The organism is Erwinia phyllosphaerae, from assembly GCF_019132875.1.
Lineage (GTDB): Bacteria > Pseudomonadota > Gammaproteobacteria > Enterobacterales > Enterobacteriaceae > Erwinia > Erwinia phyllosphaerae.
Genome location: NZ_JAHSPF010000017.1, coordinates 29,800 through 52,385, shown reverse-complemented (window position 1 = coordinate 52,385; position 22,586 = coordinate 29,800). Strand labels below are relative to the sequence as shown.

Sequence of the window (22,586 nt, the reverse complement as noted above, 5' to 3'; positions counted from 1 at the left end):
CGACTTACTGCGAGGTGGCGTATCTTACGCTTTCCTCCTTCAGAGTCAACTTCTTTTTGAGAAGTTTTTCTCCGGCGGTTCAGCTTCCTGAACCTCTCAATCCGGCGACTCGTAAGCCGTTGTTCCGTGTCGATGGAGGCGCATTATAGGGAGTTCTCGACGGCTGACAAGCGTTTATTGCAAATAAATTACCGACAGCCGTATTTTTCAACAAAGCGTCCGTTTTTACTGCAAACCGCGTGATAATGCAGCAAATTCATGGGCAAAACGCGCGACCTGTTCCCAATCTGTGTACTCCACTTCCTTGCTGGCATCCGTCTCTCCACCGGTCATACGCATAATAAGCTGGATCATAATGCGATCGAAGAAGCCATAGCGCGGATAACGCAGCGCACCGGCAAAGACGGCGCAGCAGTCAGGCTGCCACGGAGAGGTCAGCAGAAACTTGCGCGTATAGGCATTAGTTTGCGGCGTACGTTTTTCTGGCTTGCGCGCGGTCAGGTTCACCGAGAAGAACCCCGACGGACGTTTGCGCAATTCATCCAAATGAAGCTTGATGAACTTATCTACCTTTGGATGGAAATGACCATAGCGAATAGAAGCGCCAATCAGCACGCGATCGTACTTCGCCCAGTCAATATTATCGGCATGCAGGATGTTAAGCGTATCGCACTCCTGCTGCTCTTTAAGCTGGTTAGCTATATAAGCCGCAATTTCACGAGTCTGCCCGTCGCGGCTGGAAAAAAGAATAAGTGCTTTCATAAGATTCAACTTTTGTTATTCACGCCAGAAAGTCGGCGTAAACAGGACTAACAGCGTGAAGACCTCAAGACGCCCAAACAGCATCGTCAAAATCAAAATCCATTTCGCCGTATCATTCATAGTAGTGAAGTTGTCCGCTACTACCCCTAAGCCCGGCCCCAGATTGTTCAGCGTTGCGGCAACGGCAGCAAAGGCCGAGAAGTCATCCACGCCCGTGGCGATGATGGCCAGCATGCTCAACAGAAACACCAGTGCATAAGCGGAGAAGAATCCCCATACCGCCTCAAGTATCCGCTCCGGCAGCGCTCGCTGTCCCAGCTTAATGGTGTAAACCGCATTGGGATGCACCAGACGCTTTAGCTCGCGCGAACCTTGTTTAAACAGCAGCAGAATGCGGATCACCTTCAGGCCACCGCCCGTCGATCCCGCGCAGCCGCCAATAAAAGCAGAGCATAGCAGCAGCACCGGCAAAAAGAGCGGCCAGCGCGCAATACTGTCCGTGGTAAAGCCTGCGGTCGTCGCCATAGAGACAACCTGGAAGAACGCCTGGTTCAGCGTCTGCATTCCGCTGTGATAGACATTGTGAAACCACAGCACCAGCGTACAGATAATAACCAGCGTGAACTGCACGCCAATAAACATGCGAAATTCCGGATCGCGCCAGTAGACGCGAAGGTTGCGCCCGCTAAGCAGCGAGAAGTGCAAACCGTAGTTACAGCCGGAGATAAGCAGGAAAATAGCGATGATGGTGTTAATCGTCGGGCTGTTGAAATAGCCGATGCTGGCGTCATGCGTGGAGAAGCCGCCAATCGCTATAGTAGAGAAGCTATGCCCGATTGCGTCGAACAGCGGCATACCCGCCAGCCATAGCGCCAGTGCGCAGATGACCGTCAGCAATACATAAATCAGCCAGAGCGTTTTTGCCGTTTCGGCAATCCTCGGCCGCATTTTATTATCTTTCAGTGGGCCTGGCATTTCCGCGCGGTAAAGCTGCATCCCACCTACGCCGAGGATTGGCAGGATAGCCACCGCCAGCACGATGATCCCCATACCGCCAAGCCATTGCAGCATTTGACGATAGAACAGAATCGCTTTGGGTAACGAATCCAGACCCACCAGCGTGGTTGCGCCCGTCGTGGTCAGACCGGAAAACGATTCAAAGAAGGCATCGGTTAGTGAAAGGTTAGGATGCTCAGCAAAGATAAACGGCATTGCCCCCACGCTGCCCAACACCGTCCAGAACAGCACCACAATCAGAAAACCTTCGCGCGGCTTCAGCTCGCTTTTCTGTTTGCGGTTTGGCCACCACAGCAGTGAACCAATCAGTAACGCCATAAAAAAGGTCTGGGTAAATGCCCTTCCGGCGCCGTCACGGTAGATCAAAGCCACCAGTCCCGGAACGATCATGGTTCCCGAGAATAAAATGACCAGTAAACCCACGATGCGGGTAATGGCACGAAAATGCATGGAGCCGTTCCTTTCCTGACAAGATAAAAGTTAGTCGAGCGGGGTCAGCTGCAGCGCCCCTTTGCTGAAATCGGTAAGATTTTGCGTAAAGCCCTCTACCTCCGCGTGCGGCAGAGCCAGAGTCAGTGAGACAGACTGCAAATACTCGCTGTGTAAAAGCTGGCCGTGAAAGCGGCTAACCATTCTTTCCGTTTCCGCCAGCTGCGCATAGTCCACGGCAAGCGTGAAGGTCAGCATCGGCACTTTTTGCAGCCTGGGTAACGCTTTTAACGCCTGCTGTACGCCACCGCCGTAAGCTTTAACCAGTCCGCCGGTGCCCAGCTGGATGCCGCCGTAATAGCGAACCACTACCGCCGTTATTTCACCAACGTGGCTGCCCATTAGCTGCGCCAGCATTGGCTTGCCTGCGGTGCCGGAAGGCTCGCCGTCATCCGAGAAGCCCAGCTGCTGAGAATCATCAGGCGCGCCTGCAACCCACGCCCAGCAGTGATGCCTGGCTGCGGGATGTTCGTTTTTCACCTGCTGTACAAAAGCGCGTGCCGCCGCAACGCCATCGGTGTGCGCCAACAGCGTAATAAAGCGGCTTTTCTTGATCTCCTCGCTGAAGCTGAATGGCCCGGCGGGAATGTCGTATGCGTCCATCAGGCCAGCTTCAAATCCCTGGTCATGTTCTCTACACCCTGTTCACGGATAATCACGTTATCTTCAATGCGAATACCGCCATAGGGTTTCAGCGCCTCAATGCGCGACCAGTCAAAATGCTGGCTGTACTTGCCTTCGCGCCACGGGGCAAGCAGTGACTCAATAAAGTAGATGCCAGGCTCGATAGTCACCACCATACGCGGCTCCAGAATGCGCGTGCAGCGTAAAAAAGGATACTGCTGCGGCGCGGCCAGATGTGTACCGCTATCGTCCTGCATAAATCCGGCGACGTCATGCACCTGCAAACCAAGCGGATGGCCGACGCCGTGCGGCATAAACGGCCCGGTGATGTTTTCCGCTACCATCGCCTCTTCGCTCAGCCCTTTCACCAGCTGGTGCTTCAGCAACAGCTTAGCCAGCCGCTGATGCATTTGTTGATGATAGTCGGTATAGCGCACGCCCGCTTTCAGCGTGGCGATCAGCGCCAGCTCTTCTTCATTCATATCCTGAATGAGCGTCGCGTAATCGCTGCCCGCCTCGGCCGCATAGCTGCGCGTCAGGTCTGCCGCATAGCCGTTGTATTCCGTACCGGCATCAAGTAAGAAGCTGCGCAGCTGCGCTGGCGGCTGGTAATCAAGCTTAGTGTAGTGCAGCACCGCCGCATGTTCGTTCAGCGCAACGATATTGCCATAAGGCACATCGATATCCCGATGGCCGGTTGCAGCAAGGTAAGCGATGTTGATATCGAACTCGCTCATGCCGGACAGAAACGCTTCTTTCGCCGCGCGATGACCGATCACCGCCGTTTTTTGCGCTTCGCGCATGCAATAAAGTTCGTAATCGGTTTTATAAGAGCGGTGGTAATGCAGAAAATCGATTACCCCTTGTGGATTAATGGCAGAGGCTTTGATGCAAAGGCTGGCGGCGCGCTCGGCAACGGGTCCGATGTAGGCGACGTTTTGTCGGTCTTGCGGCAACAGCTGACCAATATCGTCGGCATTTTTCAGCGCTACGATGTCGATATGCTCTGTCCAGAAACTTTGCGGCAGTGGCTCGACGTTGTGCCAGTAATCCACCGGCGAATAGAACCAGAGTTTCGGCTTATTAACGCCATCCACCCATAGCCAGCAGTTAGGCACGCTGGTTACCGGTAGCCAGGCTTTAAACTGCGGATTTACTTTGAACGGGTAGTCGTGGTCATCCAGGAAAACCGTCAACAGTTCGCCGGAATGGATCAGCATGGCATCCAGCTTGAAGCGGGCCAGCACCTGCTGCGCGCGCGTCTGTAGCGTGCTGAGATGCTGCTGATAAAGGGCGCTCAACGAGTCCATCACTTTGCCTCCGTTAATCACGAAATTGAGCGCATCTTATCACGGCCATCCTCTTTTGCCGCGCCTGTGATCTTGTTTGCAAATAATCAAACTCTCGTTTGCAAATAATTAACATCAACTCCACACTCTCGATCATCTGGTATGACCAGATCCCTTTAGCGCGGCAGCAGGAGAAAAGAATGCTTTACCAAAGCGACACCCTGACTCTGAACTGGCTGGAAAACGACATTGCCGAACTGGTTTTCGATGCGCCTGGTTCAGTCAACAAGCTGGATACGCAAACCGTGGCCAGCCTCGGCGAAGCAATTGCCGTGCTTGAACAGCTCCCTGATTTGAAAGCGGTGCTTATCAGCTCGCGTAAACCCGCCTTTATCGTCGGGGCGGACATCACCGAATTTTTATCATTGTTTGCCGCGCCAGAAGAAAAACTGACGGAATGGCTCAACTACGCCAACGGCATATTTAACCGGCTTGAAGATTTACCTGTTCCCACGCTCTCTGCGGTCCAGGGCTACGCGCTGGGCGGCGGCTGCGAATGTATTCTGGCAACGGATTTTCGGATTGCCACGCCGGACGCGCGCATCGGCCTGCCGGAAACGAAGCTGGGCATTATGCCGGGCTTTGGCGGTTCCGTTCGCCTGCCTCGCCTGTTAGGTGCCGACAGCGCGCTGGAAATTATCGCCGCGGGCAAAGATGTTGACGCACAGAAAGCGCTGGCGCTTGGCCTGGTGGATGCCGTGGTTACTGCCGATAAGCTTCGCGCTGCGGGCATAGCTATCCTGCATGAGGCCATCAGCGGCAAACAGCCGTGGCGCGAACGCCGTCAGCCTAAGCTGGCCCCGCTGAAGCTCAGTAAAATCGAAGCGATGATGAGCTTCACCACCGCCAAAGGGGTGGTTCTGCAAACGGCCGGAAAACATTATCCTGCGCCGCTGACGGCGGTAAAAACCGTTGAGGCCGCCGCCGGTCTGGGCCGTGATGAAGCGTTAAAACTGGAGACGGCCGCTTTTGTTCCGCTGGCTCGTTCTGCTGAAGCTCGTGCACTGGTCGGCATTTTCCTTAACGATCAGGCGATCAAAGCAAAAGCGAAAAAGCTGGCGCAGAACGTAACGCCGCCACAGCAGGCTGGCGTACTGGGCGCAGGCATTATGGGGGGCGGAATCGCTTACCAGGCGGCCAGCAAAGGCGTGCCGGTATTAATGAAGGATATCCAGCAGAATTCACTGGATCTGGGGATGACCGAAGCGGCGACTCTTCTTAATAAACAGCTGGAGCGCGGAAAAATTGACGCTATGCAGCTGGCAGGCGTTATCGCCGCTATTCATCCTTCGCTGAGCTACGAAGGTTTTGAACGCGCCGATATCGTGGTCGAAGCCGTGGTAGAGAACCCAACCGTTAAAGCGGCCGTGCTGGCCGAGACTGAGCAACATCTTCATCAGGATGCCATCCTGGCTTCCAATACCTCAACCATCCCTATCAGCCAGCTTGCTCATGCATTGCAGCGCCCGGAAAACTTCTGCGGCATGCACTTTTTTAACCCGGTTCATCGCATGCCGTTGGTCGAGGTGATCCGTGGTGAAAAAACCTCGGACGCCACGCTGGCAAAAGTCGTGGCCTGGGCCAGCAAAATGGGTAAAACGCCTATCGTAGTCAACGACTGCCCCGGTTTCTTCGTCAACCGCGTGCTCTTCCCCTACTTTGCCGGATTTAGTTTGCTGCTGCGAGACGGCGCAGACTATCGCCAGATCGATAAGGTTATGGAGAAAACTTTTGGCTGGCCGATGGGCCCGGCCTGGCTGCTGGACGTTGTCGGCATCGATACCGCGCATCATGCACAAAGCGTGATGGCCGACGGTTTCCCGGAAAGAATGAAGAAAGATTACCGCGACGCTATTGATGTGTTGTTTGAAGCGAAACGGTTCGGGCAGAAAAACCAGCTCGGTTTCTACCGCTGGGAAAAGGATGCGAAAGGCAAGCCGAAGAAAACTGTCGACCCGGAAACAGAAAAACTGTTGCAGAGCGTAAGCAAGCCGCCGCGTGCCTTCAGCGATGAAGAGATTATTGCCCGCATGATGATCCCAATGGTGAACGAGGTCGTACTTTGCCTGGAAGAGAAAATTATCGCCTCGCCGGCCGAAGCGGATATGGCGCTGGTCTACGGACTGGGTTTCCCACCGTTTCGCGGCGGCGTTTTTCGCCATCTGGACACCCTTGGCAGCGCCCGCTTTGCCAGCCAGGCGGAGCCCTTTGTCGCGCTCGGCCCACTTTACCAGCTTCCCGACAGCCTGCAGGAAAAAGCGCAGCGTAGTGAAAGCTGGTATCCCCTGGCAAAACCAGCCGATGCCGTGCTGAAAACGGCGTGAGGAGAAGAGAAATGGAAAAAGTTGTTGTCGTTGATGCCATCCGCACGCCGATGGGCCGCTCCAAAGGCGGCGCGTTTCGCCATGTTCGGGCCGAAGATCTCTCGGCGCATTTGATGCGTTCGCTGTTGAGCCGTAACCCCGCGCTGGCGGCAGAAAATCTGGATGATATTTACTGGGGCTGCGTGCAGCAAACGCTGGAGCAGGGTTTTAATATTGCGCGCAACGCGGCTTTGCTGGCGGAGATCCCTCACCGGGTTCCGGCCACCACCGTGAATCGCCTGTGTGGGTCTTCTATGCAGGCACTGCACGATGCCGCACGCATGATTATGGTTGGCGATGCCAGCGCCTGCCTGATCGGCGGCGTTGAGCACATGGGCCATGTGCCAATGAATCACGGCGTGGATTTTCATCAGGGGCTGGGCAAAACCGTCGCCAGAGCCGCAGGCATGATGGGCCTGACCGCAGAGATGCTGGCGCGCATGCATCAGATTAGCCGGGAAATGCAGGATGAGTTTGCCGCCCGCTCGCATCAACGTGCCTGGGCCGCCACGCAGGCTGGCCACTTTGCTGCAGAGATTGTGGCGACCAGCGGACACGACAGCGACGGCGTGCTGAAACGCTATGATATTGATGAAGTCATTCGGCCTGAAACCACCGTTGCGGCTCTGGCAGCGTTGAAACCAGCCTTCGACCCGGTCAACGGCACGGTGACGGCAGGCAGCTCCTCGGCACTTTCCGATGGCGCAGCGGCGATGCTGCTGATGAGCGAATCACGCGCGCGCGAGCTGGGCCTGAAGATTCGGGCACGCGTTAAGTCGATGGCGGTGGTTGGCTGCGATCCTTCCATTATGGGCTACGGCCCGGTGCCGGCATCACGGCTTGCGCTAAAAAAAGCCGGACTTGCCGTCAGCGATATCGATTTGTTTGAAATGAACGAAGCCTTCGCCGCACAGGTACTGCCGTGCATTAAAGATCTGGGCTTGATGGACGAGCTGGATAATAAAGTGAATCTTAACGGCGGCGCGATTGCGTTGGGTCACCCGCTCGGCTGTTCCGGCGCGCGAATCAGCACTACGCTGCTAAACCTGATGGAAAGACGCGATGCGCAGTTCGGTCTGGCGACCATGTGTATTGGTCTGGGACAGGGCATCGCAACCATTTTTGAACGGGTTTGATACTGACCGGGGCAGCACAGGCTGCCCCGTAGCAAGATCAGATAAAGGCGAAGGCGTCGCCAAACATCTGGTCTTCTTTCGCATTACGCTCGGCGCAAAAACGCTCGCGCGCGATTTTAGCCATTTCAAAACGGCCTGCGATATAGATTTCATGTCCGCTCAGATCGCTGTGGTCATTCATAACGGCCGTCAACACCGTCCCACTGCGCCCTTCCCAGCCTGGTTCAGGCTGTTCCACCACGGGAATGATGTGCAGGTTAGGATGCTTAACCGCCAGCGCTTCCAGCTCGGGCATATCGTAAAGGTGCTTCAGCTCGCGTCCGCCCCAGTACAGTTCGATATGGCGATCCGGCTGCTGCGCCAGCGCCGTCAGCAAAATTGAACGCGCGTAGGAGAAGCCGGTACCGCCCGCGATTAAAATCAGCGGACGATCGCTCTCTTCACGCAGCCAGGCGTCGCCATGCGGGATATCAACGCTAATCGTGCGCTGTTCCTGAATCCGCTCCATTACCGCCATCGCATAGAGGTTGAGTTCTGAAGCACCGATATGCAGCTCAATAATATCTTTTTCCATCGGCGTGGAAGCCAGCGAGAACGGACGCTTGTCGCGCTCGTCCATCACCACCATCAGATACTGACCGGCGCGGAAACTGAAATCGGCTTCAGGTACCATACGAACCCGGTATACGGTATCGGTTATCGCTTCTACCGAGATCACTTTACAGCTTAACGTTGTCATGCGTTCCCTCTGTCGGATCGATTATTTGCCCGCGTTTTTACGCGTCTCGCTGAAGATATCCAGCTCATCCCATAACGCGTCTATACGCGCGGTAACGGCCGGATCTTTGCGGATGGGACGGCCCCACTCACGTTGGGTTTCTCCCGGCCACTTATTGGTTGCGTCCAGGCCCATTTTGGAACCCAGCCCGGAAACCGGTGACGCGAAGTCCAGATAGTCAATTGGCGTGTTCTCAACCAGCACGGTATCTCTGGCCGGATCCATTCGCGTCGTGATTGCCCAGATGACGTCGTTCCAGTCACGTGCGTTAACGTCGTCGTCACAGACAATAACAAATTTGGTATACATAAACTGCCGTAAAAAAGACCAAACGCCCATCATTACCCGTTTCGCGTGACCCGCATACTGTTTTTTCATGGTCACAACCGCTAAACGATAGGAGCAACCTTCCGGCGGCAGGTAAAAATCGACAATTTCCGGGAATTGCTTTTGCAGGATCGGCACAAAGACTTCGTTCAGCGCCACGCCCAGTACCGCGGGTTCATCCGGCGGCCGCCCGGTATAGGTGGAATGATAAATAGCGTCGCGACGCTGCGTAATGTGCGTCACGGTAAAGACCGGGAAGTTGTCTATTTCATTATAGTAGCCGGTGTGATCGCCATACGGCCCTTCCGGCGCGACCTCGCCCGCTTCGATATAGCCTTCCAGCACGATTTCCGCGCTGGCCGGCACTTCCAGATCGTTAGAGATACATTTCACGACTTCCGATTTCGTGCCGCGCAGCAGACCCGCAAAGGCATATTCAGAAAGCGTATCCGGCACCGGCGTTACGGCACCAAGGATGGTAGCGGGATCGGCACCCAGCGCAACGGAAACCGGGAAGCGTTCACCCGGATGCTGCTGCGACCACTCCTGGAAATCCAGCGCGCCGCCGCGATGCGACAGCCAGCGCATAATCAGCTTGTTTTTACCAATTACCTGCTGGCGATAGATGCCCAGATTCTGCCGCTCTTTGTGCGGCCCGCGCGTGACCGTCAAACCCCAGGTAATGAGCGGCGCGGCATCTTCCGGCCAGCACTTCATTACCGGAATACGCGTCAGGTCGACCTCATCTCCCTGCCAGATCTGTTGCTGGCACGGCGCATCACGCAGACGTTTGGTCGGCATGTTAAGCACCTGCTTCCACTGCGGCATTTTGTCAAAAAAGTCGCGAAAGCCGCGCGGCGGTTCCGGCTCTTTCAGAAAAGCCAGCAGGCGGCCTACTTCACGCAGCGCCTTAACATCTTCCTGGCCCATGCCCAGCGCGACGCGATCCGGCGTGCCGAACAGGTTGCAAAGTACCGGCATGCTGTAGCCTTTCGGATTTTCAAACAGCAGCGCCGGGCCGCCAGCGCGCAGGGTGCGGTCGGCAATTTCGGTCATTTCAAGATCGGGATCGATCTCTTGCGTAATGCGTTTTAATTCCCCACGCTGCTCCAGCAGGGAAAGGAAGTCGCGTAGATCGTGGTATTTCATGACTTCTCATCAGTACGGTCAGTGAATCGGCCATTATAGGGAGGATTAAAGGCGCGTGCTTAGTTTTTCGCGGCAGGCTCCGGACAAGGTGATGAAAATTCCCGATCGGTCCGCTGATAACTACAGTCATTAAAAATTGCCTGTTACCGCTTTATATTACGTCTAATCCTTCCAACGCGCATCACGCCCCCGTGTCGCTATAACTCTCACATGATTTTTGCTATTCTTAACGACCCTGTAATTGCAAAGTGACGTTATGGAATCCTGGTATTTACTTTATTGCAAACGTGGCCAGCTTATTCGCGCAAAAGAGCATCTTGAGCGTCAGGCGGTACATTGCCTCAGCCCCATGATTGCCTTAGAGAAACTGGTACGCGGCAAGCGTACTCAGGTGAATGAGCCGCTGTTCCCGAACTATCTGTTTATTGAGTTCGATCCGGAAGCGATTCATACCACGACCATCAGCGCAACGCGCGGCGTCAGTCATTTTGTTCGCTTTGGCAACCTGCCGGCCACCGTGCCGCAGGATGTGATTGAGGCTTTGCAGTCGCAGCCGACCGCGACGCTGCCCGACCCTGAGCTGCCTCAGCCTGGCGACAGAGTGTTGATTACCGATGGCGCTTTTGAGGGGTTAAAGGCGATTTTTACCGAGCCGGATGGCGAAGCGCGCTCTATGCTGCTGCTGAATCTGCTAAACAAGCAGATTGTTCGCAGTCTGGACAACAGGCAGTTTCAAAAGCTTTGACGCTGCCCGTCATTGGTTAATTCAGGCGGAACAGTTCGCGGGCGTTGCTATCGCACTGTTGCGCCAGCGTCGTAGCTTCCTCACCGCGTAACAGCGCAACCTGTTCAATAATGTGCGGTAAAAAGCACGGCTCGTTGCGTCGGGAAGCTGGCCGTGGCCGCATGTCGCGCGGTATCAGGTAAGGCGCATCGGTTTCCACTAAAAGCCGGTTAGCCGGAATCAGCGGCATCAGTTCCCGCAGTTCTGTCCCGCGACGCTCGTCGCACACCCATCCCGTAATGCCGATATAGAGTCCGGCCGCCAGACAGGCTTCCAGTTCTGCTTTATTACCGGTAAAGCAGTGCACTACCGCGCCGGGCAGCTTTGGCAGCCACGGCTGTAATATTTCCAGAAAACGGTCGTGCGCCTCGCGGCAGTGAAGAAAGACGGGAAGCTGAAGATCGGCAGCCAGCGCCAGCTGCGCGTTAAATGCATAAGCCTGCTGCTCAGGCCCGCAGATATTACGATTAAAATCCAGCCCGCATTCACCAATCGCGACGACTTCCGGGCTTTCCGCCAGCCTTTTTAAAGTGGCTGAGGTCTCCGCTGACCATTCGCTGGCATGATGCGGATGTACGCCTGCGGTAGACCAGCAGTAGCCCGGCCGACGTTTCGCCAGGCTTTGCGCCTGCTGGCTTTCAAGCGCGTTTGTGCCGGTAATCAGAATGCCGGTAACGCCAGCGTCAACGGCATGTTTTACTACCCGATCGCGATCTTTTGCGAATTGCGTGCTGGTCAGGTTAACCCCAATATCAAACATAGCTTGTTCCAAACAGTAACCGCCCTTTCGGGCGGTTATTATTAAACTGGAAACCGACAGCGGCACGCGCTCGCGACTACTCCGATTCGGTTTCTTCGTGTTCGTTGTCCTCACGGCGCAGTCCCGTATAGAAGCGCGAGAAGAAGACGCCGACTTCAAACAGGCAGTACATCGGAATAGCCAGCAGCGTCTGCGAAAGCACATCCGGTGGCGTCAGCAGCATGCCGACGATAAAAGCACCGACCAGCACGTAAGGGCGCTTCTTTTTCAGCTCTTCCGGTGTCGTTACGCCCGTCCAGCACAGCAGCACGATAGCGATCGGCACTTCAAAAGAGATACCGAAAGCCATAAACAACGTCATCACAAAATCGAGATAGTTGTTGATATCGGTAGCGATCTGTACGCCTTGCGGTGCGGTTTTGGCAAAGAAGCCAAAGGCCAACGGAAAGACAACAAAGTAGGCGAAAGCCATGCCTATATAGAATAGGAATGAACTGGAAATCAGCAGCGGTACGACCAGCCTGCGTTCGTGCCGATAGAGCGCTGGCGCGACAAAGGCCCAAATCTGGTAGAGGATGACCGGCACGGCAAGAAACACCGAAACGATCATGGTCAGCTTGACCGGCGCAAAGAAGGGCGAAGCCACGTCGGTGGCAATCATGCTGGCTCCGGCCGGCATCTGTTTAATCAGCGGCGCAGAAACCATCTGATAGATGTCGTTAGCGAAAAAGGCCAGGCACAGAAAGATAGCCAGCACGGCAATAATGCAGTTCAGCAGCCGTTTGCGAAGCTCAATTAAGTGGCTGATCAGTGGTTGGGTATCTTCAACAGCCATGTTTAGCGTTCATCCTGTTGCTGAGTGGAAACTGGCGCACGGCTGGAAAGCGGCGCGTCATCCTGTGCGGCGGCTGGAGCCTGCGTTGCGGTAGCAGGTGTTGGCGTTGCGGCCCGTGCGCCATCAGCGGGTGCTGCGGTAGCAGGAGCGGATGTGCTGGCAACAGAGGCTGGCGTTGCGGCCGCTGGAATCGGCTTGCTGGCATCAGATGCCGGTGTTGCGCTCACTGGAGCCTGCGTACCACCAGCGGCCGCTGGAGTCTGCTTGCTGGCATCAGATGCCGATGTTTCGCCCACTGGAGTCTGTGCACCGCCAGCAGCCGCTGGAGTCTGCTTGCTGGCATCAGATGCCGGAGCCGCAGCGGGTTCACTGGCTGCCGGAGAGACGTGCACCACCGGCGTCTCTGCTGCTGAAACAGCCGCTGCTTTATCAGCCTCGCCAGAAGGCGCCTGCGCCGGTGCGGTTGCCAGATGATCGGCAGCCGCAGGCGTCACGCCTTCGTGAGAATCCTGCGCGTTTTTTACCAGCGGGTTATGAATGGTGTTTGCTTCGTCGTCGGCTTTCTCATGATCGCCCAGATAAGAGCGCTTCATCGATTCGGCAGACTGCTTCAGCTCTTCCATGGAAGCTTTCAGTTCAGGGGTCAGGCTGTTTTTGCTCGCCTCTTCCACCTTCTTCAGGCTGTCCTGCAGCTCCTGCAGCTTCAGTTCCTGCGCCAGCTCGTTTTGCACGTTAGCCGCCAGCGAACGCAGCGCGCGCATCCAGCCAACGACCGTTTTTACCGCCACGGGCAAACGCTGCGGGCCTAATACCACCAGCCCGATCACAAACACCAGAATCAGTTCACTAAAACCTATGTCGAACACGGCTTACACCTTGTCGTTCTTAATGTCTTCTTTCTTAGCTTCTGCCTGCTGTTTTTCGGCCAGAGTGGCGTGGAAGTCAGCATCATTAGCGTGATTTTTTTCTTTCTCGTCATCGTCGCTCATCGCTTTCTTGAAGCCCTTGAGCGATGCGCCCAGGTCGGAGCCAAGGTGGCGCAATTTTTTAGAGCCGAAGATCAAAAAAACAAGTACGACAATAATCAATAACTTCCAGATACTTATACCGCCCATGTTATTGCCTCTGTAATCGGTTAATGCGGATTTCGCAGTATATAAGCGGGCTGGCGCCGCGCAAAGCCTCGCCAGCCTTCTTTACCTTTTATGACGGTTAGCCAGTTTTACGCCAGCCCACCAGCCAGCTCACCAGTCCGCCAGCGACCATAACGGCCGACAGCAAATCCCACTGCGGCCTGCTCAGCAAAATAGCCGTGCCGCTTAACAGCAGCGTGGCACCAATGCCAAACAGATAGTGTGACTGATGATGCCGCGTCCGATCGCTTCTCAGGTCATGCGCAAGCTTATCGACGCTGTGCTTCAAATGCTTGTGGTGTTTCATGCTTTCATAAAACAGCTCCGGCAGCTCCGGCAGTTTTTCCGCCCAGAACGGCGCTTTCTCTTTCAGCGCGCGGACGATAGCAGGAATACCGATCTGGTCTTTAATCCAGTCTTCCAGGAACGGCTTGGCGGTTTTCCACAAATCGAGCTGTGGATAGAGCTGCCGCCCTACGCCCTCTACATACAGCAGCGTTTTTTGCAGCAGCACCAGCTGCGGCTGCACTTCCATATTGAAGCGGCGCGCGGTGTTAAACAGATTCAGCAAGACGTGCCCGAAAGAGATTTCCGCCAGCGGTTTCTCAAAGATAGGTTCACATACGGTACGGATAGCGAACTCAAAATCTTCCACGTTGGTATCCGGCGGCACCCAGCCGGAATCGACGTGCAGCTCCGCTACCCTGCGGTAATCGCGATTAAAAAAGGCGATAAAGTTCTCTGCCAGATAGCGCTTATCTTCTTTGTTCAGTGAACCGACGATACCGCAGTCGATGCCGATATATTGCGGATCTTCCGGATGGTCATAGCTGACAAAAATATTGCCGGGATGCATATCGGCATGGAAGAAACTGTCGCGAAAAACCTGGGTAAAGAATACCTGTACGCCACGCTCGGCCAGCAGCTTCATATTGACGCCATGCTGTTCAAGCTGCACCACGTCGGAAATAGGAATACCGTAAATGCGCTCCATGACCAGCATGGTTTCGCTACAGTAGTCCGAATAGATTTCCGGTACGTAGAGCATCTTGCTGCTGTCAAAGTTGCGGCGCAGCTGTATAGCATTGGCCGCTTCGCGCAGCAGATTAAGCTCGTCAATCAGCGTTTTTTCATAGTCAGCGACGACTTCCTGCGGGCGCAAACGGCGACCATCAGGCAACAGGCGCGGTACCCAGGCCGCCATGCGGTTGATCAGCTTCATATCCGCTTTTATGACCGGCAAAATATCCGGGCGAATAACTTTGATCACCACTTCCTTGCCGTTCTCTTTCAGCGTCGCGGTATGAACCTGAGCGATAGAAGCGGAAGCGAGCGGCTTAATCATAAAATCATCAAACAGCGTTTCAACCTTGCGGCCAAGCGACAGCTCAATTTGCTGTTTTGCCAGAACGCCATCGAAAGGCGCCACTTTGTCCTGCAGCATCGCCAGCTGATCGGCGATATGCGGCGGAAAAAGGTCGCGGCGCGTGGACATCATCTGGCCAAATTTAATCCACACCGGGCCCAGCTGCTCCATCGCCAGACGGATGCGCTCGCCCAGCGGGCGATCTTTATGCAGGTTGGGCATCCAGAACAGTGACTTACGCCATAGCCGCAGCGGCAACGCCAGCCGGGTTTTGGGGATGAGCTCATCAAGACCGTAGCTAAGAAAGATGCGGATAATGAAGTAGAGACGACGTATTTCTCCGAGGGTCATTTGCCCTCCAGTTGGTTAAGACGGGTTTCCAGCGCATCCAGTTCGCGCGCGGCGGCATCAACTTCTTCACTGAACCAGGCCAGCTCCAGGCCGCCAGGGGCCAGACGCCACTCTTCCGTTAATGCCTGGCTCAGATAGCTTTGCTTGCGGCTGAAGTCGCCGCGGAAAAACTGCAGGCCGCGACGTGCCGCCTGGCTAATGCCCTGGGCGGCAATATCGCCAGTCCAGGGCGCGAGATACTCAGCGGGATCGAGTTCGGCCAGGTCAAGAAGCGCGGAAAACTGCTGCACAACCTGCAAATCGCCTTCAACTTCCAGCTCGCCGCTGCGGATCAAGCTGGTCAACTGCTGGCGATCGCGCAGTTTACGCAGCGTCCCCACGCGGGTTTTTACTTTGCAGTCCGGCGTATCGTTCCAGTCGCCCAACACGTCGACCTGCGTGTCGCTGAAGATAAAAATCAGCGGCTGTTTTAGCTCGGCCAGCTCAACGGTAAGGCTTTTGCCGTTCAGACGCTGACGCGCCGCTTTCAGACCGCGATCGCGATAGAGAATCTGGTTGAGCGCCGTTTCCAGCCCTGCGGTTAACAGCGGCGTTAAGGTCATTCGCTATCCTGTTTAAAACTTGAATCCGCGGTGTAGCGCAACGATGCCACCGGTAAGATTGTGATAGGTAGTGTTTTCAAAACCGACATCTTCCATCATCTGCTTCAGCGTATCCTGATCCGGATGCATACGAATCGACTCGGCCAGATAGCGATAGCTTTCGGAATCTTTCGCCACCAGCTCACCAATACGCGGCAGAATGTGGAAAGAGTAAGCGTCGTAGGCTTTGCTTAACGGTTCCAGCAGCGGTTTAGAAAACTCCAGCACCAGCAAACGTCCGCCCGGCTTCAGTACGCGGAACATGGAGGCCAGCGCCTTCTCTTTTTCGGTGACGTTACGCAGGCCGAAAGCAATGGTGATGCAGTCGAAGTGGTTATCGGGGAACGGCAGGGCTTCTGCATTCGCCTGCACGTAATTCACGTTGCCGATAATACCGTTGTTGCGCAGTTTTTCGCGGCCCACTTTCAGCATTGAGCTGTTGATGTCGGCCAGCACCACTTCGCCGGTTTCGCCAACCAGGCGGGAAAATTTTGCGGTCAGATCGCCGGTACCACCAGCCAGATCCAGTACGCGCTGCCCGCGACGTACGCCGCTACAGTCGATAGTAAAACGTTTCCAGACACGGTGGATGCCGAACGACATCAGGTCGTTCATCAGGTCATATTTGGCCGCAACGGAATGGAAAACATCAGCCACCATTTCAGCCTTGTCGCTTTTCGCTACGGTGCGAAAGCCAAAATGGGTGGTGTCCTTTGATTCATCTGCCATTTGTTTTGCCTGCTCTGCAATCAGTTATCTGCCAAGTGTATCAGAGTCCCGCAGGCCAGGCACTGCCTTGCGGGTTATTCATTAACGCGATGGATATTCGCCGCCGCCAGCGCTTCTTCTTCCGCCTCTGGCGTATCCGGCAGCGCCTGCTCTACCAGATGGGGATTGATTGGCCGCTTGATGGGCACGCCCATCTGACGGAAGCCTTCGGCCTGCGCTATCAGGTTGCCCCGCCCTTCCGCCAGCTTTTTCATCGCCTGGCGATAGCTTTCCTGCGCTTTATCCAGGTTTTGTCCCATCGCCGACATATCGTCGACAAACAGGCGCATTTTGTCATACAGCCTGGCCGCCCGGTCAGCGATGCGCTGTGCATGGCGGCTCTGGTGCTCGTAGCGCCACAGATTGTTAATGGTGCGCAACGCGACCAGCAGCGTCGTGGGGCTAACCAGCATGATATTCTGGCTTAGCGCCTCGTTAATCAGCTCCGGCTGCCTGTCGATAGCCACCAGGAAAGCGGGTTCCACCGGGATAAACATCAACACATAATCCAGCGAGCGTAAACCCGGCAATTGTTGATAATCTTTACGGCTCAGCAGGCGAATGTGGCTGCGAACGGAGGCGATATGTTCGCTAACCGCCGCTTCGCGCGTGACCTCATCTTCGCCGTTGAAATAGCGCTCGTAGGCCACCAGCGTCATTTTAGCGTCGATCACCACATCTTTTCCCTGCGGCAAGCGCACGATAACGTCCGGCTGCATGCGGCCGTTTTGCTCCAGCTGAATATTGACCTGGGTTTCGTACTCATGGCCTTCGCGCAGGCCGGAGGCTTCCAGCACGCGGCTGAGCACCACTTCGCCCCAGTTGCCCTGCATTTTATTGTCGCCTTTCAGCGCTTTGGTCAGGTTGATCGCTTCCTGCGCCATCTGGGCATTGAGCTGCTGTAAACTGCGGATTTCATGCGATAGCGTGTGGCGCTCCCGCGCTTCCTGGCCAAAGCCTTCCTGCACCTGGCGGCGAAAACCATCCAGCTGTTCACGCAGCGGGGAAAGCAGACCGTCCAGGCTCTGACGGTTCTGTTCATCAACACGACGGTTGCTGTTTTCGAAGATACGGTTGGCAAGATTTTCAAACTGCGCGTTAAGGCGCTGCTCGCTGTTGATCAGCAGACGCTGCTTCTCTTCCGCCGCCAGCCTGCTCTCTTCCAGCCGAATAGTGACCTCGCGCAGTTCGGCTTCCTGAGCGCTGTTGATCTCCAGCTGGTTACGCAGTTCGTTGTTGAGCTGGGTGGCTTCGCTACGCCAGTGGTCAAGCTGGGTGAGTTTTTCCTGCGCGGCGGCAGAGACACCATGCAGCTGGCGCAGTTCCCGCTCCTGCTGTTGCTGCGTCTGCTGCTGGCTTGTGAGCTGTTGCGCCAGCCTGTCGCGATCCTGACGAAGCTGTTCAGTGGATTGCAGCAGCAGCCGGCGCTCCGTTTCCTGACGCGCCGCACGCTGCTGACTCTGATACCAGGCGACACCCCAGCCAGTCAGCAAACCTGCCAGACCGGTGATGATGCCGTAACCTATTGTTGCATCCACTCGCTTTCTCCTGCACAACCTTCACTGGCTGAAAAGGTAAGGTCGCGCCAGGGGAATGTCGAGCTAAAAAGCGTGATGCTCCACGTTTGGGTGGGCTAGATCAGGCGACGCGCGGCATCAACCACGATACGTACCGCATCGCTTTCCGTTTTCTTCATGGTTTCCGCATCCGGAATCTCTTGCTGGGTACGGTTAACGATAACGCCAGCAACCATACCGGCACGCAGTCCCTGGCTGGCGCACATCGTCAGCAGGGTGGCGGATTCCATCTCATAATTGAGCACGCCCATCTGCTGCCACTCTTTCATGGAGTTCTGGAAACGGCTGACAACGCGACCCGAATAGGTGTCGTAACGTTCCTGTCCCGGATAGAAGGTATCGGAAGAGGCCGTTACGCCAATATGCGTGGTGGCGCCTGCAGCTTTAGCCGCTTCTACCAGCGCGGTGGTGCAGGTGAAATCAGCTACGGCCGGGAACTCCAGCGGCGCAAAGTGCAGGCTTGCGCCGTCCAGGCGTACGGAGCCTGTGGTCACCAGCACGTCACCAACGTTGATTCCCGGCTGGATTGCGCCCGTGGTGCCTACGCGCAGAAAGGTACGTACGCCCAGCTGCGCCAGCTCTTCAACAGCGATAGAAGTAGAAGGGCCACCGATGCCGGTTGAGCAAACGATTACCGCTTTGCCGTCAATTTCAGCGCGCCAGGTGGTGAATTCGCGATGTGAAGCCAGATGTACCGCATTATCCATCAACGCGGCGATTTTTTTTACTCGTTCCGGATCGCCCGGCACGATGGCGAGGGTCGCGCCCTGAAGATCGGCTCGGGTTAAACCCAGGTGAAAAACGTCTGACTGTGCCATGGCAAACTCCTGTGACGGAAAATCGATAGGGGAAAAACGTCTACAGTAGCGTAAATCGGCCCACAATTGTGTGAGTAGCTTCACCACGAACAATGAAAATTACATTTGGAACTTATTAAATAGTGAGTTTGATCACACAAAAGCCTTTTTCAGGCGGTTAGCGCTGCGCCGCCGTTTAAGAATGGCAAACAGACTTCATCTGCCCGCAACGTAATCCTGGCTATAGTTAGCTGATTGCGCTACTGCATGCACGGAGAGACCATGAAAACCGACGATAATCAGACTCAAAGCCGTGGTGGATTCGCTCCTGCGGTTTCACCTGCCGCCGCAACCACCATCGTTACCGACAGCGTTGATATTATTTCCGGAGAAACCTCCATCCCGACTCAGGGCGAAAATATGCCCGCTTTTCATGCCAAACCGCGTAATGCCAGCGGCCCGCTGCCGGTCATTCTGGTAGTACAGGAAATTTTTGGCGTGCACGAGCATATTCGCGATATCTGCCGCCGTCTGGCTACGGAAGGCTATCTGGCCGTTGCGCCGGAGCTTTATTTCCGTCAGGGCGATCCCAACGACTACAACGATATTCCTACCCTGTTTACAGAGTTAGTCAGCAAAGTTCCGGATACGCAGGTGCTGGCCGATCTCGATCACGTAGCAAACTGGGCGTCGCGCCACGGCGGCGATATGCGCAATATGGGCATCACCGGTTTCTGCTGGGGCGGCCGGATTACCTGGCTATATGCCGCCCATAATCCACAGCTGAAAGCGGGCGTTGCCTGGTATGGCAAGCTGGTGGGCGACAAAACCATGCAGCAGCAAAAGCACCCGGTGGATATTGCTACCGAACTGAACGCGCCGGTATTGGGGCTTTACGGCGGCCTGGATGAAAGTATCCCGCAGGAAAGTATTGAGACGATGCGCCAGTCGCTGCGTGCGGCGAACTCAACGGCGGAAATTATCGTTTACCCGGATGCCGGACACGCTTTTAACGCCGACTATCGCCCCAGCTATCATGAAGAGTCCGCCAAAGATGGCTGGCAGCGCATGCTGGCCTGGTTCCGGCAGCACGAGGTTAAATAAGAGGCGCAGCACGCCCAGGGGAATGTTGACAAACCCATGTGCAAACATCAGGTCGCATTCAGGCCAGTGAACAGCTGCGGAGGCTACGGTGTCCCTGCAAAAAATGCCGCAACGCACTGACCGTGTAAATTTGTCAGCAGTTTAAGGGGCGCAGCGCGCCCCGATACCACCGCAAGATTAAGCTCAGGCGATGGTTTTACGCAGCTGACGGGCGGCTTCCACCATGTTTGCCAGCGCCTGCCGCGTTTCCGTCCAGCCGCGCGTTTTCAGACCGCAATCCGGATTGACCCATAAACGCTCTACCGGAATACGCTTCGCTGCTTTCAGCAGCAGCGCCTCTATCCATTCCACGCTCGGAACGTTCGGCGAGTGAATATCGTAAACGCCCGGCCCAATTTCGTTGGGATAGTCAAAATCTTCAAACGATTCCAGCAGCTCCATATCCGAACGCGAAGTCTCGATGGTGATCACATCGGCATCCAGCGCGGCGATCGAGTCCATAATGTCGTTGAACTCGCAGTAACACATATGCGTATGAATCTGGGTATCGTCCCGCGCTACGGCAGCGTTCAGGCGGAACGCCTCCACGGCCCATTGCAGATAGTCGGCCCAGTCAGATTGGCGCAGCGGTAGCCCTTCGCGCAGCGCTGGCTCATCAATCTGGATAATGCCGATGCCCGCTTTTTCCAGATCCTCGACTTCATCACGCAGCGCCAGGGCAATTTGCTTCGCGATAGTTTCGCGGGAAACGTCTTCACGAGGGAAAGACCAGCAAAGAATAGTGACCGGGCCGGTCAACATGCCTTTAACAGGTTTGTCGGTCAGTGATTGTGCATATTTCGCCCATTCAACGGTAATGGGCTGCGGACGGCTGACGTCGCCAATGATAACCGGCGGCTTGACGCAGCGGGAGCCATAGCTCTGCACCCAGCCGTTTTGGGTAAAGGCAAAGCCGTCCAGGTTTTCACCAAAATATTCCACCATGTCGTTACGTTCAGCTTCGCCGTGCACCAGCACGTCCAGGCCCAGACGCTCCTGTTCGACGATCGCCTGTTTGATATGTCCAGCGATGCCGGTGCGATAATTGCTGCTGTCCAGACGGCCCTGCCTGAAGTCCAGCCGCAGGCCGCGAATTTCAGTGGTCTGCGGGAAAGAGCCAATGGTCGTGGTGGGCCAGGCAGGCAGTTGGAAGCGCTGACGCTGGGCTTCGGCACGCACTCTATAGCTGCTGCTGCGCTCGCTGTCTTTTGCCGTAATCGCAGCCAGACGCTTACTGACCGCTGGATTATGAACGCGGGTCGATTCACGACGGGCACGGACTGGCGCGCTCCAGGCTTCCAGCGCTTGCGGATCGTTATTGTTCAGCGCCGTACTCAGCAGCGCCAGCTCCTGACATTTTTGCAGCGCAAAGGCGAACCAGCTTTTTACTTCCTCATCCAGACGGGTTTCGGCGTTGAGATCGATTGGGCTATGCAGCAGCGAGCAGGAAGAGCCGATCCATAGCTGCTGACGCTTGCCCACCAACGGCTGCAGGCGGGTAAACCAGCTGTTCAGATCGGCACGCCAGACGTTACGACCATTGATAACGCCTACCGACAGCAGCCAGCTGGCAGGCACTTTGGCGTTCAGCGCGGCGATATCATCTTTACCGTGCACCAGGTCGACGTGCAAACCCTGCACCGGCAGCTTTACGATAGTTTCGAGGCTGGTACCGACGCTGTCAAAATAGGTCGTCAGCAACAGTTTGCTCTGTCCCTGTAACGCGTCGTAAGCCGGTTTATACGCATCCAGCCATTCCTGCGGAAGCTCCAGCACCAGCGCAGGTTCATCAATCTGCACCCATTCAATATCGCGCTTTGCCAGCTCGGCCAGCACCTGCTGATAAACCGGCAGGATTTCTTTTAACAGGCTAAGGCGGTCAAACTGTTCGCCTTTTACTTTGCCCAGCCACAGATAAGTCACCGGGCCAAGCAGGACGGGTTTTACTTTATGGCCCAGCGCCAGCGCTTCGTCTACCTCATCCAGAATCTGCGTCCAGCTCAGCTTAAACTGCTGGCCTTTAACGAATTCCGGCACCATGTAGTGATAGTTAGTGTTAAACCACTTGGTCATTTCGGCGGCGGCTGCAGGCTCGCCGGTTGGCGCACGGCCTCGGCCCAGGCGGAACAAGGTATCCAGATCGACAACGCCATCTTTATTTTGATGTCGCGCAGGCACGTTGCCGAGCAGCAGGCTGGTTGCCAGAACATGATCGTACCAGGCGAAATCACCAGCCGGCACGTAGTCCACGCCCGCCTGTTTCTGCTGTTCCCAGTGGCGGGCACGCAGCTCGCGGCCAACTTTCAGCAGCTCTTCCTGCGTACTGTTGCCTGCCCAGTAGCTCTCCTGAGCTTTTTTCAGTTCGCGGCGCAGGCCGACGCGTGGGAAACCGAGCGTATGGTTTAAAATAGTCATCAGTGCTTTCCTCAGTTACCGG

General features: G+C 55.6%; 19 protein-coding genes and 1 pseudogene. 4 read left to right on the top strand and 16 right to left on the bottom strand.

All coding sequences use genetic code 11. The annotated features are described in order from the left end of the window. Positions 1 to 225: 225 nt before the first annotated feature. Genes hemG through pepQ form a run of 4 tightly spaced genes read right to left on the bottom strand, consistent with a single transcriptional unit; the run spans position 226 to position 4,202 of the window. On the bottom strand, positions 226 to 762 hold the full coding sequence (gene hemG, locus KUE00_RS21020; protein ID WP_246762278.1) for a menaquinone-dependent protoporphyrinogen IX dehydrogenase: 537 nt from the start codon (positions 760 to 762) through the stop codon (positions 226 to 228). 15 nt (positions 763 to 777) lie between these two features. Further along, positions 778 to 2,229 carry a Trk system potassium transporter TrkH gene (trkH, locus tag KUE00_RS21015; RefSeq protein ID WP_246762276.1) on the bottom strand — a complete coding sequence of 484 codons (1,452 nt, stop codon included), beginning with the start codon at positions 2,227 to 2,229 and terminating at the stop codon, positions 778 to 780. A gap of 30 nt (positions 2,230 to 2,259) precedes the next feature. After that, complete coding sequence (locus tag KUE00_RS21010) at positions 2,260 to 2,871, bottom strand: IMPACT family protein (protein ID WP_246762274.1); 612 nt, start codon at positions 2,869 to 2,871, stop codon at positions 2,260 to 2,262. Next, entirely contained in the window at positions 2,871 to 4,202 is a 1,332-nt protein-coding gene (pepQ, locus tag KUE00_RS21005) for a Xaa-Pro dipeptidase (RefSeq protein WP_246762282.1), read from the bottom strand. Before pepQ ends, KUE00_RS21010 begins: the two co-directional genes overlap by 1 nt. Before the next feature lie 179 nt (positions 4,203 to 4,381). Here pepQ and fadB point away from each other — a divergent pair, with 179 nt between their 5' ends. Together fadB and fadA are read left to right on the top strand one after the other, a co-directional pair. Next, positions 4,382 to 6,565, top strand: a complete 2,184-nt coding sequence (gene fadB, locus KUE00_RS21000; protein ID WP_246762272.1) for a fatty acid oxidation complex subunit alpha FadB — start codon at positions 4,382 to 4,384, stop codon at positions 6,563 to 6,565. Positions 6,566 to 6,576: 11 nt separating this feature from the next. After that, on the top strand, positions 6,577 to 7,740 hold the full coding sequence (fadA, locus tag KUE00_RS20995; protein ID WP_246762268.1) for an acetyl-CoA C-acyltransferase FadA: 1,164 nt from the start codon (positions 6,577 to 6,579) through the stop codon (positions 7,738 to 7,740). Between the two features lie 37 nt (positions 7,741 to 7,777). On the opposite strand, the gene fre is transcribed toward fadA, so the two are convergent. Next, positions 7,778 to 8,479, bottom strand: a complete 702-nt coding sequence (gene fre / locus KUE00_RS20990; RefSeq protein WP_246762266.1) for an NAD(P)H-flavin reductase — start codon at positions 8,477 to 8,479, stop codon at positions 7,778 to 7,780. 21 nt (positions 8,480 to 8,500) lie between these two features. Next, entirely contained in the window at positions 8,501 to 9,994 is a 1,494-nt protein-coding gene (ubiD, locus tag KUE00_RS20985; protein WP_246762264.1) for a 4-hydroxy-3-polyprenylbenzoate decarboxylase, read from the bottom strand. Positions 9,995 to 10,250: 256 nt separating this feature from the next. On the opposite strand from ubiD, the gene rfaH reads away from it, so the two are divergent. Continuing rightward, positions 10,251 to 10,739 (top strand): transcription/translation regulatory transformer protein RfaH, encoded by a 489-nt coding sequence (rfaH, locus tag KUE00_RS20980; RefSeq protein ID WP_246762262.1) that lies wholly within the window; start codon positions 10,251 to 10,253, stop codon positions 10,737 to 10,739. Positions 10,740 to 10,755: 16 nt separating this feature from the next. Here the strand turns inward: rfaH and tatD are convergent, their stop codons facing one another. The 9 genes and pseudogenes from tatD to udp form a co-directional block, all read right to left on the bottom strand. Further along, positions 10,756 to 11,538, bottom strand: a complete 783-nt coding sequence (gene tatD, locus KUE00_RS20975) for a 3'-5' ssDNA/RNA exonuclease TatD (protein ID WP_246762225.1) — start codon at positions 11,536 to 11,538, stop codon at positions 10,756 to 10,758. A gap of 76 nt (positions 11,539 to 11,614) precedes the next feature. Continuing rightward, positions 11,615 to 12,373, bottom strand: a complete 759-nt coding sequence (gene tatC / locus KUE00_RS20970; RefSeq protein ID WP_246762223.1) for a Sec-independent protein translocase subunit TatC — start codon at positions 12,371 to 12,373, stop codon at positions 11,615 to 11,617. A gap of 263 nt (positions 12,374 to 12,636) precedes the next feature. Beyond that, positions 12,637 to 13,239 (bottom strand): annotated as a pseudogene (gene tatB / locus KUE00_RS20965) (Sec-independent protein translocase protein TatB); the annotation flags it as partial. A gap of 3 nt (positions 13,240 to 13,242) precedes the next feature. After that, on the bottom strand, positions 13,243 to 13,488 hold the full coding sequence (tatA, locus tag KUE00_RS20960) for a twin-arginine translocase TatA/TatE family subunit (RefSeq protein WP_246762221.1): 246 nt from the start codon (positions 13,486 to 13,488) through the stop codon (positions 13,243 to 13,245). 97 nt (positions 13,489 to 13,585) lie between these two features. Then, complete coding sequence (ubiB, locus tag KUE00_RS20955; protein ID WP_246762220.1) at positions 13,586 to 15,223, bottom strand: ubiquinone biosynthesis regulatory protein kinase UbiB; 1,638 nt, start codon at positions 15,221 to 15,223, stop codon at positions 13,586 to 13,588. Beyond that, entirely contained in the window at positions 15,220 to 15,825 is a 606-nt protein-coding gene (gene ubiJ / locus KUE00_RS20950) for a ubiquinone biosynthesis protein UbiJ (protein ID WP_246762218.1), read from the bottom strand. The genes ubiB and ubiJ overlap by 4 nt, the downstream gene beginning before the upstream one ends. 12 nt (positions 15,826 to 15,837) lie before the next feature. Beyond that, positions 15,838 to 16,593: a bifunctional demethylmenaquinone methyltransferase/2-methoxy-6-polyprenyl-1,4-benzoquinol methylase UbiE gene (gene ubiE / locus KUE00_RS20945; RefSeq protein ID WP_246762216.1), complete on the bottom strand. Its 756-nt coding sequence runs from the start codon at positions 16,591 to 16,593 to the stop codon at positions 15,838 to 15,840. Positions 16,594 to 16,667: 74 nt separating this feature from the next. After that, on the bottom strand, positions 16,668 to 18,170 hold the full coding sequence (gene rmuC / locus KUE00_RS20940) for a DNA recombination protein RmuC (protein ID WP_246762214.1): 1,503 nt from the start codon (positions 18,168 to 18,170) through the stop codon (positions 16,668 to 16,670). Between the two features lie 95 nt (positions 18,171 to 18,265). Further along, positions 18,266 to 19,027, bottom strand: a complete 762-nt coding sequence (gene udp, locus KUE00_RS20935) for a uridine phosphorylase (protein ID WP_246762212.1) — start codon at positions 19,025 to 19,027, stop codon at positions 18,266 to 18,268. A 261-nt stretch (positions 19,028 to 19,288) separates the two neighbouring features. On the opposite strand from udp, the gene KUE00_RS20930 reads away from it, so the two are divergent. Continuing rightward, positions 19,289 to 20,110 (top strand): dienelactone hydrolase family protein, encoded by an 822-nt coding sequence (locus KUE00_RS20930; protein ID WP_246762211.1) that lies wholly within the window; start codon positions 19,289 to 19,291, stop codon positions 20,108 to 20,110. 183 nt (positions 20,111 to 20,293) lie between these two features. On the opposite strand, the gene metE is transcribed toward KUE00_RS20930, so the two are convergent. Then, positions 20,294 to 22,564: a 5-methyltetrahydropteroyltriglutamate--homocysteine S-methyltransferase gene (gene metE / locus KUE00_RS20925; RefSeq protein ID WP_246762209.1), complete on the bottom strand. Its 2,271-nt coding sequence runs from the start codon at positions 22,562 to 22,564 to the stop codon at positions 20,294 to 20,296. Positions 22,565 to 22,586 lie beyond the last annotated feature (22 nt).

Excerpts from the sequence above, each read along its gene's own strand:
- hemG (WP_246762278.1), bottom strand. The coding sequence starts at position 762 with ATGAAAGCACTTATTCTTTTTTCCAGCCGCGACGGGCAGACTCGTGAA.
- trkH (WP_246762276.1), bottom strand. The coding sequence starts at position 2,229 with ATGCATTTTCGTGCCATTACCCGCATCGTGGGTTTACTGGTCATTTTA.
- KUE00_RS21010 (WP_246762274.1), bottom strand. The coding sequence starts at position 2,871 with ATGGACGCATACGACATTCCCGCCGGGCCATTCAGCTTCAGCGAGGAG.
- pepQ (WP_246762282.1), bottom strand. The coding sequence starts at position 4,202 with ATGGACTCGTTGAGCGCCCTTTATCAGCAGCATCTCAGCACGCTACAG.
- fadB (WP_246762272.1), top strand. The coding sequence starts at position 4,382 with ATGCTTTACCAAAGCGACACCCTGACTCTGAACTGGCTGGAAAACGAC.
- fadA (WP_246762268.1), top strand. The coding sequence starts at position 6,577 with ATGGAAAAAGTTGTTGTCGTTGATGCCATCCGCACGCCGATGGGCCGC.
- fre (WP_246762266.1), bottom strand. The coding sequence starts at position 8,479 with ATGACAACGTTAAGCTGTAAAGTGATCTCGGTAGAAGCGATAACCGAT.
- ubiD (WP_246762264.1), bottom strand. The coding sequence starts at position 9,994 with ATGAAATACCACGATCTACGCGACTTCCTTTCCCTGCTGGAGCAGCGT.
- rfaH (WP_246762262.1), top strand. The coding sequence starts at position 10,251 with ATGGAATCCTGGTATTTACTTTATTGCAAACGTGGCCAGCTTATTCGC.
- tatD (WP_246762225.1), bottom strand. The coding sequence starts at position 11,538 with ATGTTTGATATTGGGGTTAACCTGACCAGCACGCAATTCGCAAAAGAT.
- tatC (WP_246762223.1), bottom strand. The coding sequence starts at position 12,373 with ATGGCTGTTGAAGATACCCAACCACTGATCAGCCACTTAATTGAGCTT.
- tatA (WP_246762221.1), bottom strand. The coding sequence starts at position 13,488 with ATGGGCGGTATAAGTATCTGGAAGTTATTGATTATTGTCGTACTTGTT.
- ubiB (WP_246762220.1), bottom strand. The coding sequence starts at position 15,223 with ATGACCCTCGGAGAAATACGTCGTCTCTACTTCATTATCCGCATCTTT.
- ubiJ (WP_246762218.1), bottom strand. The coding sequence starts at position 15,825 with ATGACCTTAACGCCGCTGTTAACCGCAGGGCTGGAAACGGCGCTCAAC.
- ubiE (WP_246762216.1), bottom strand. The coding sequence starts at position 16,593 with ATGGCAGATGAATCAAAGGACACCACCCATTTTGGCTTTCGCACCGTA.
- udp (WP_246762212.1), bottom strand. The coding sequence starts at position 19,027 with ATGGCACAGTCAGACGTTTTTCACCTGGGTTTAACCCGAGCCGATCTT.
- KUE00_RS20930 (WP_246762211.1), top strand. The coding sequence starts at position 19,289 with ATGAAAACCGACGATAATCAGACTCAAAGCCGTGGTGGATTCGCTCCT.
- metE (WP_246762209.1), bottom strand. The coding sequence starts at position 22,564 with ATGACTATTTTAAACCATACGCTCGGTTTCCCACGCGTCGGCCTGCGC.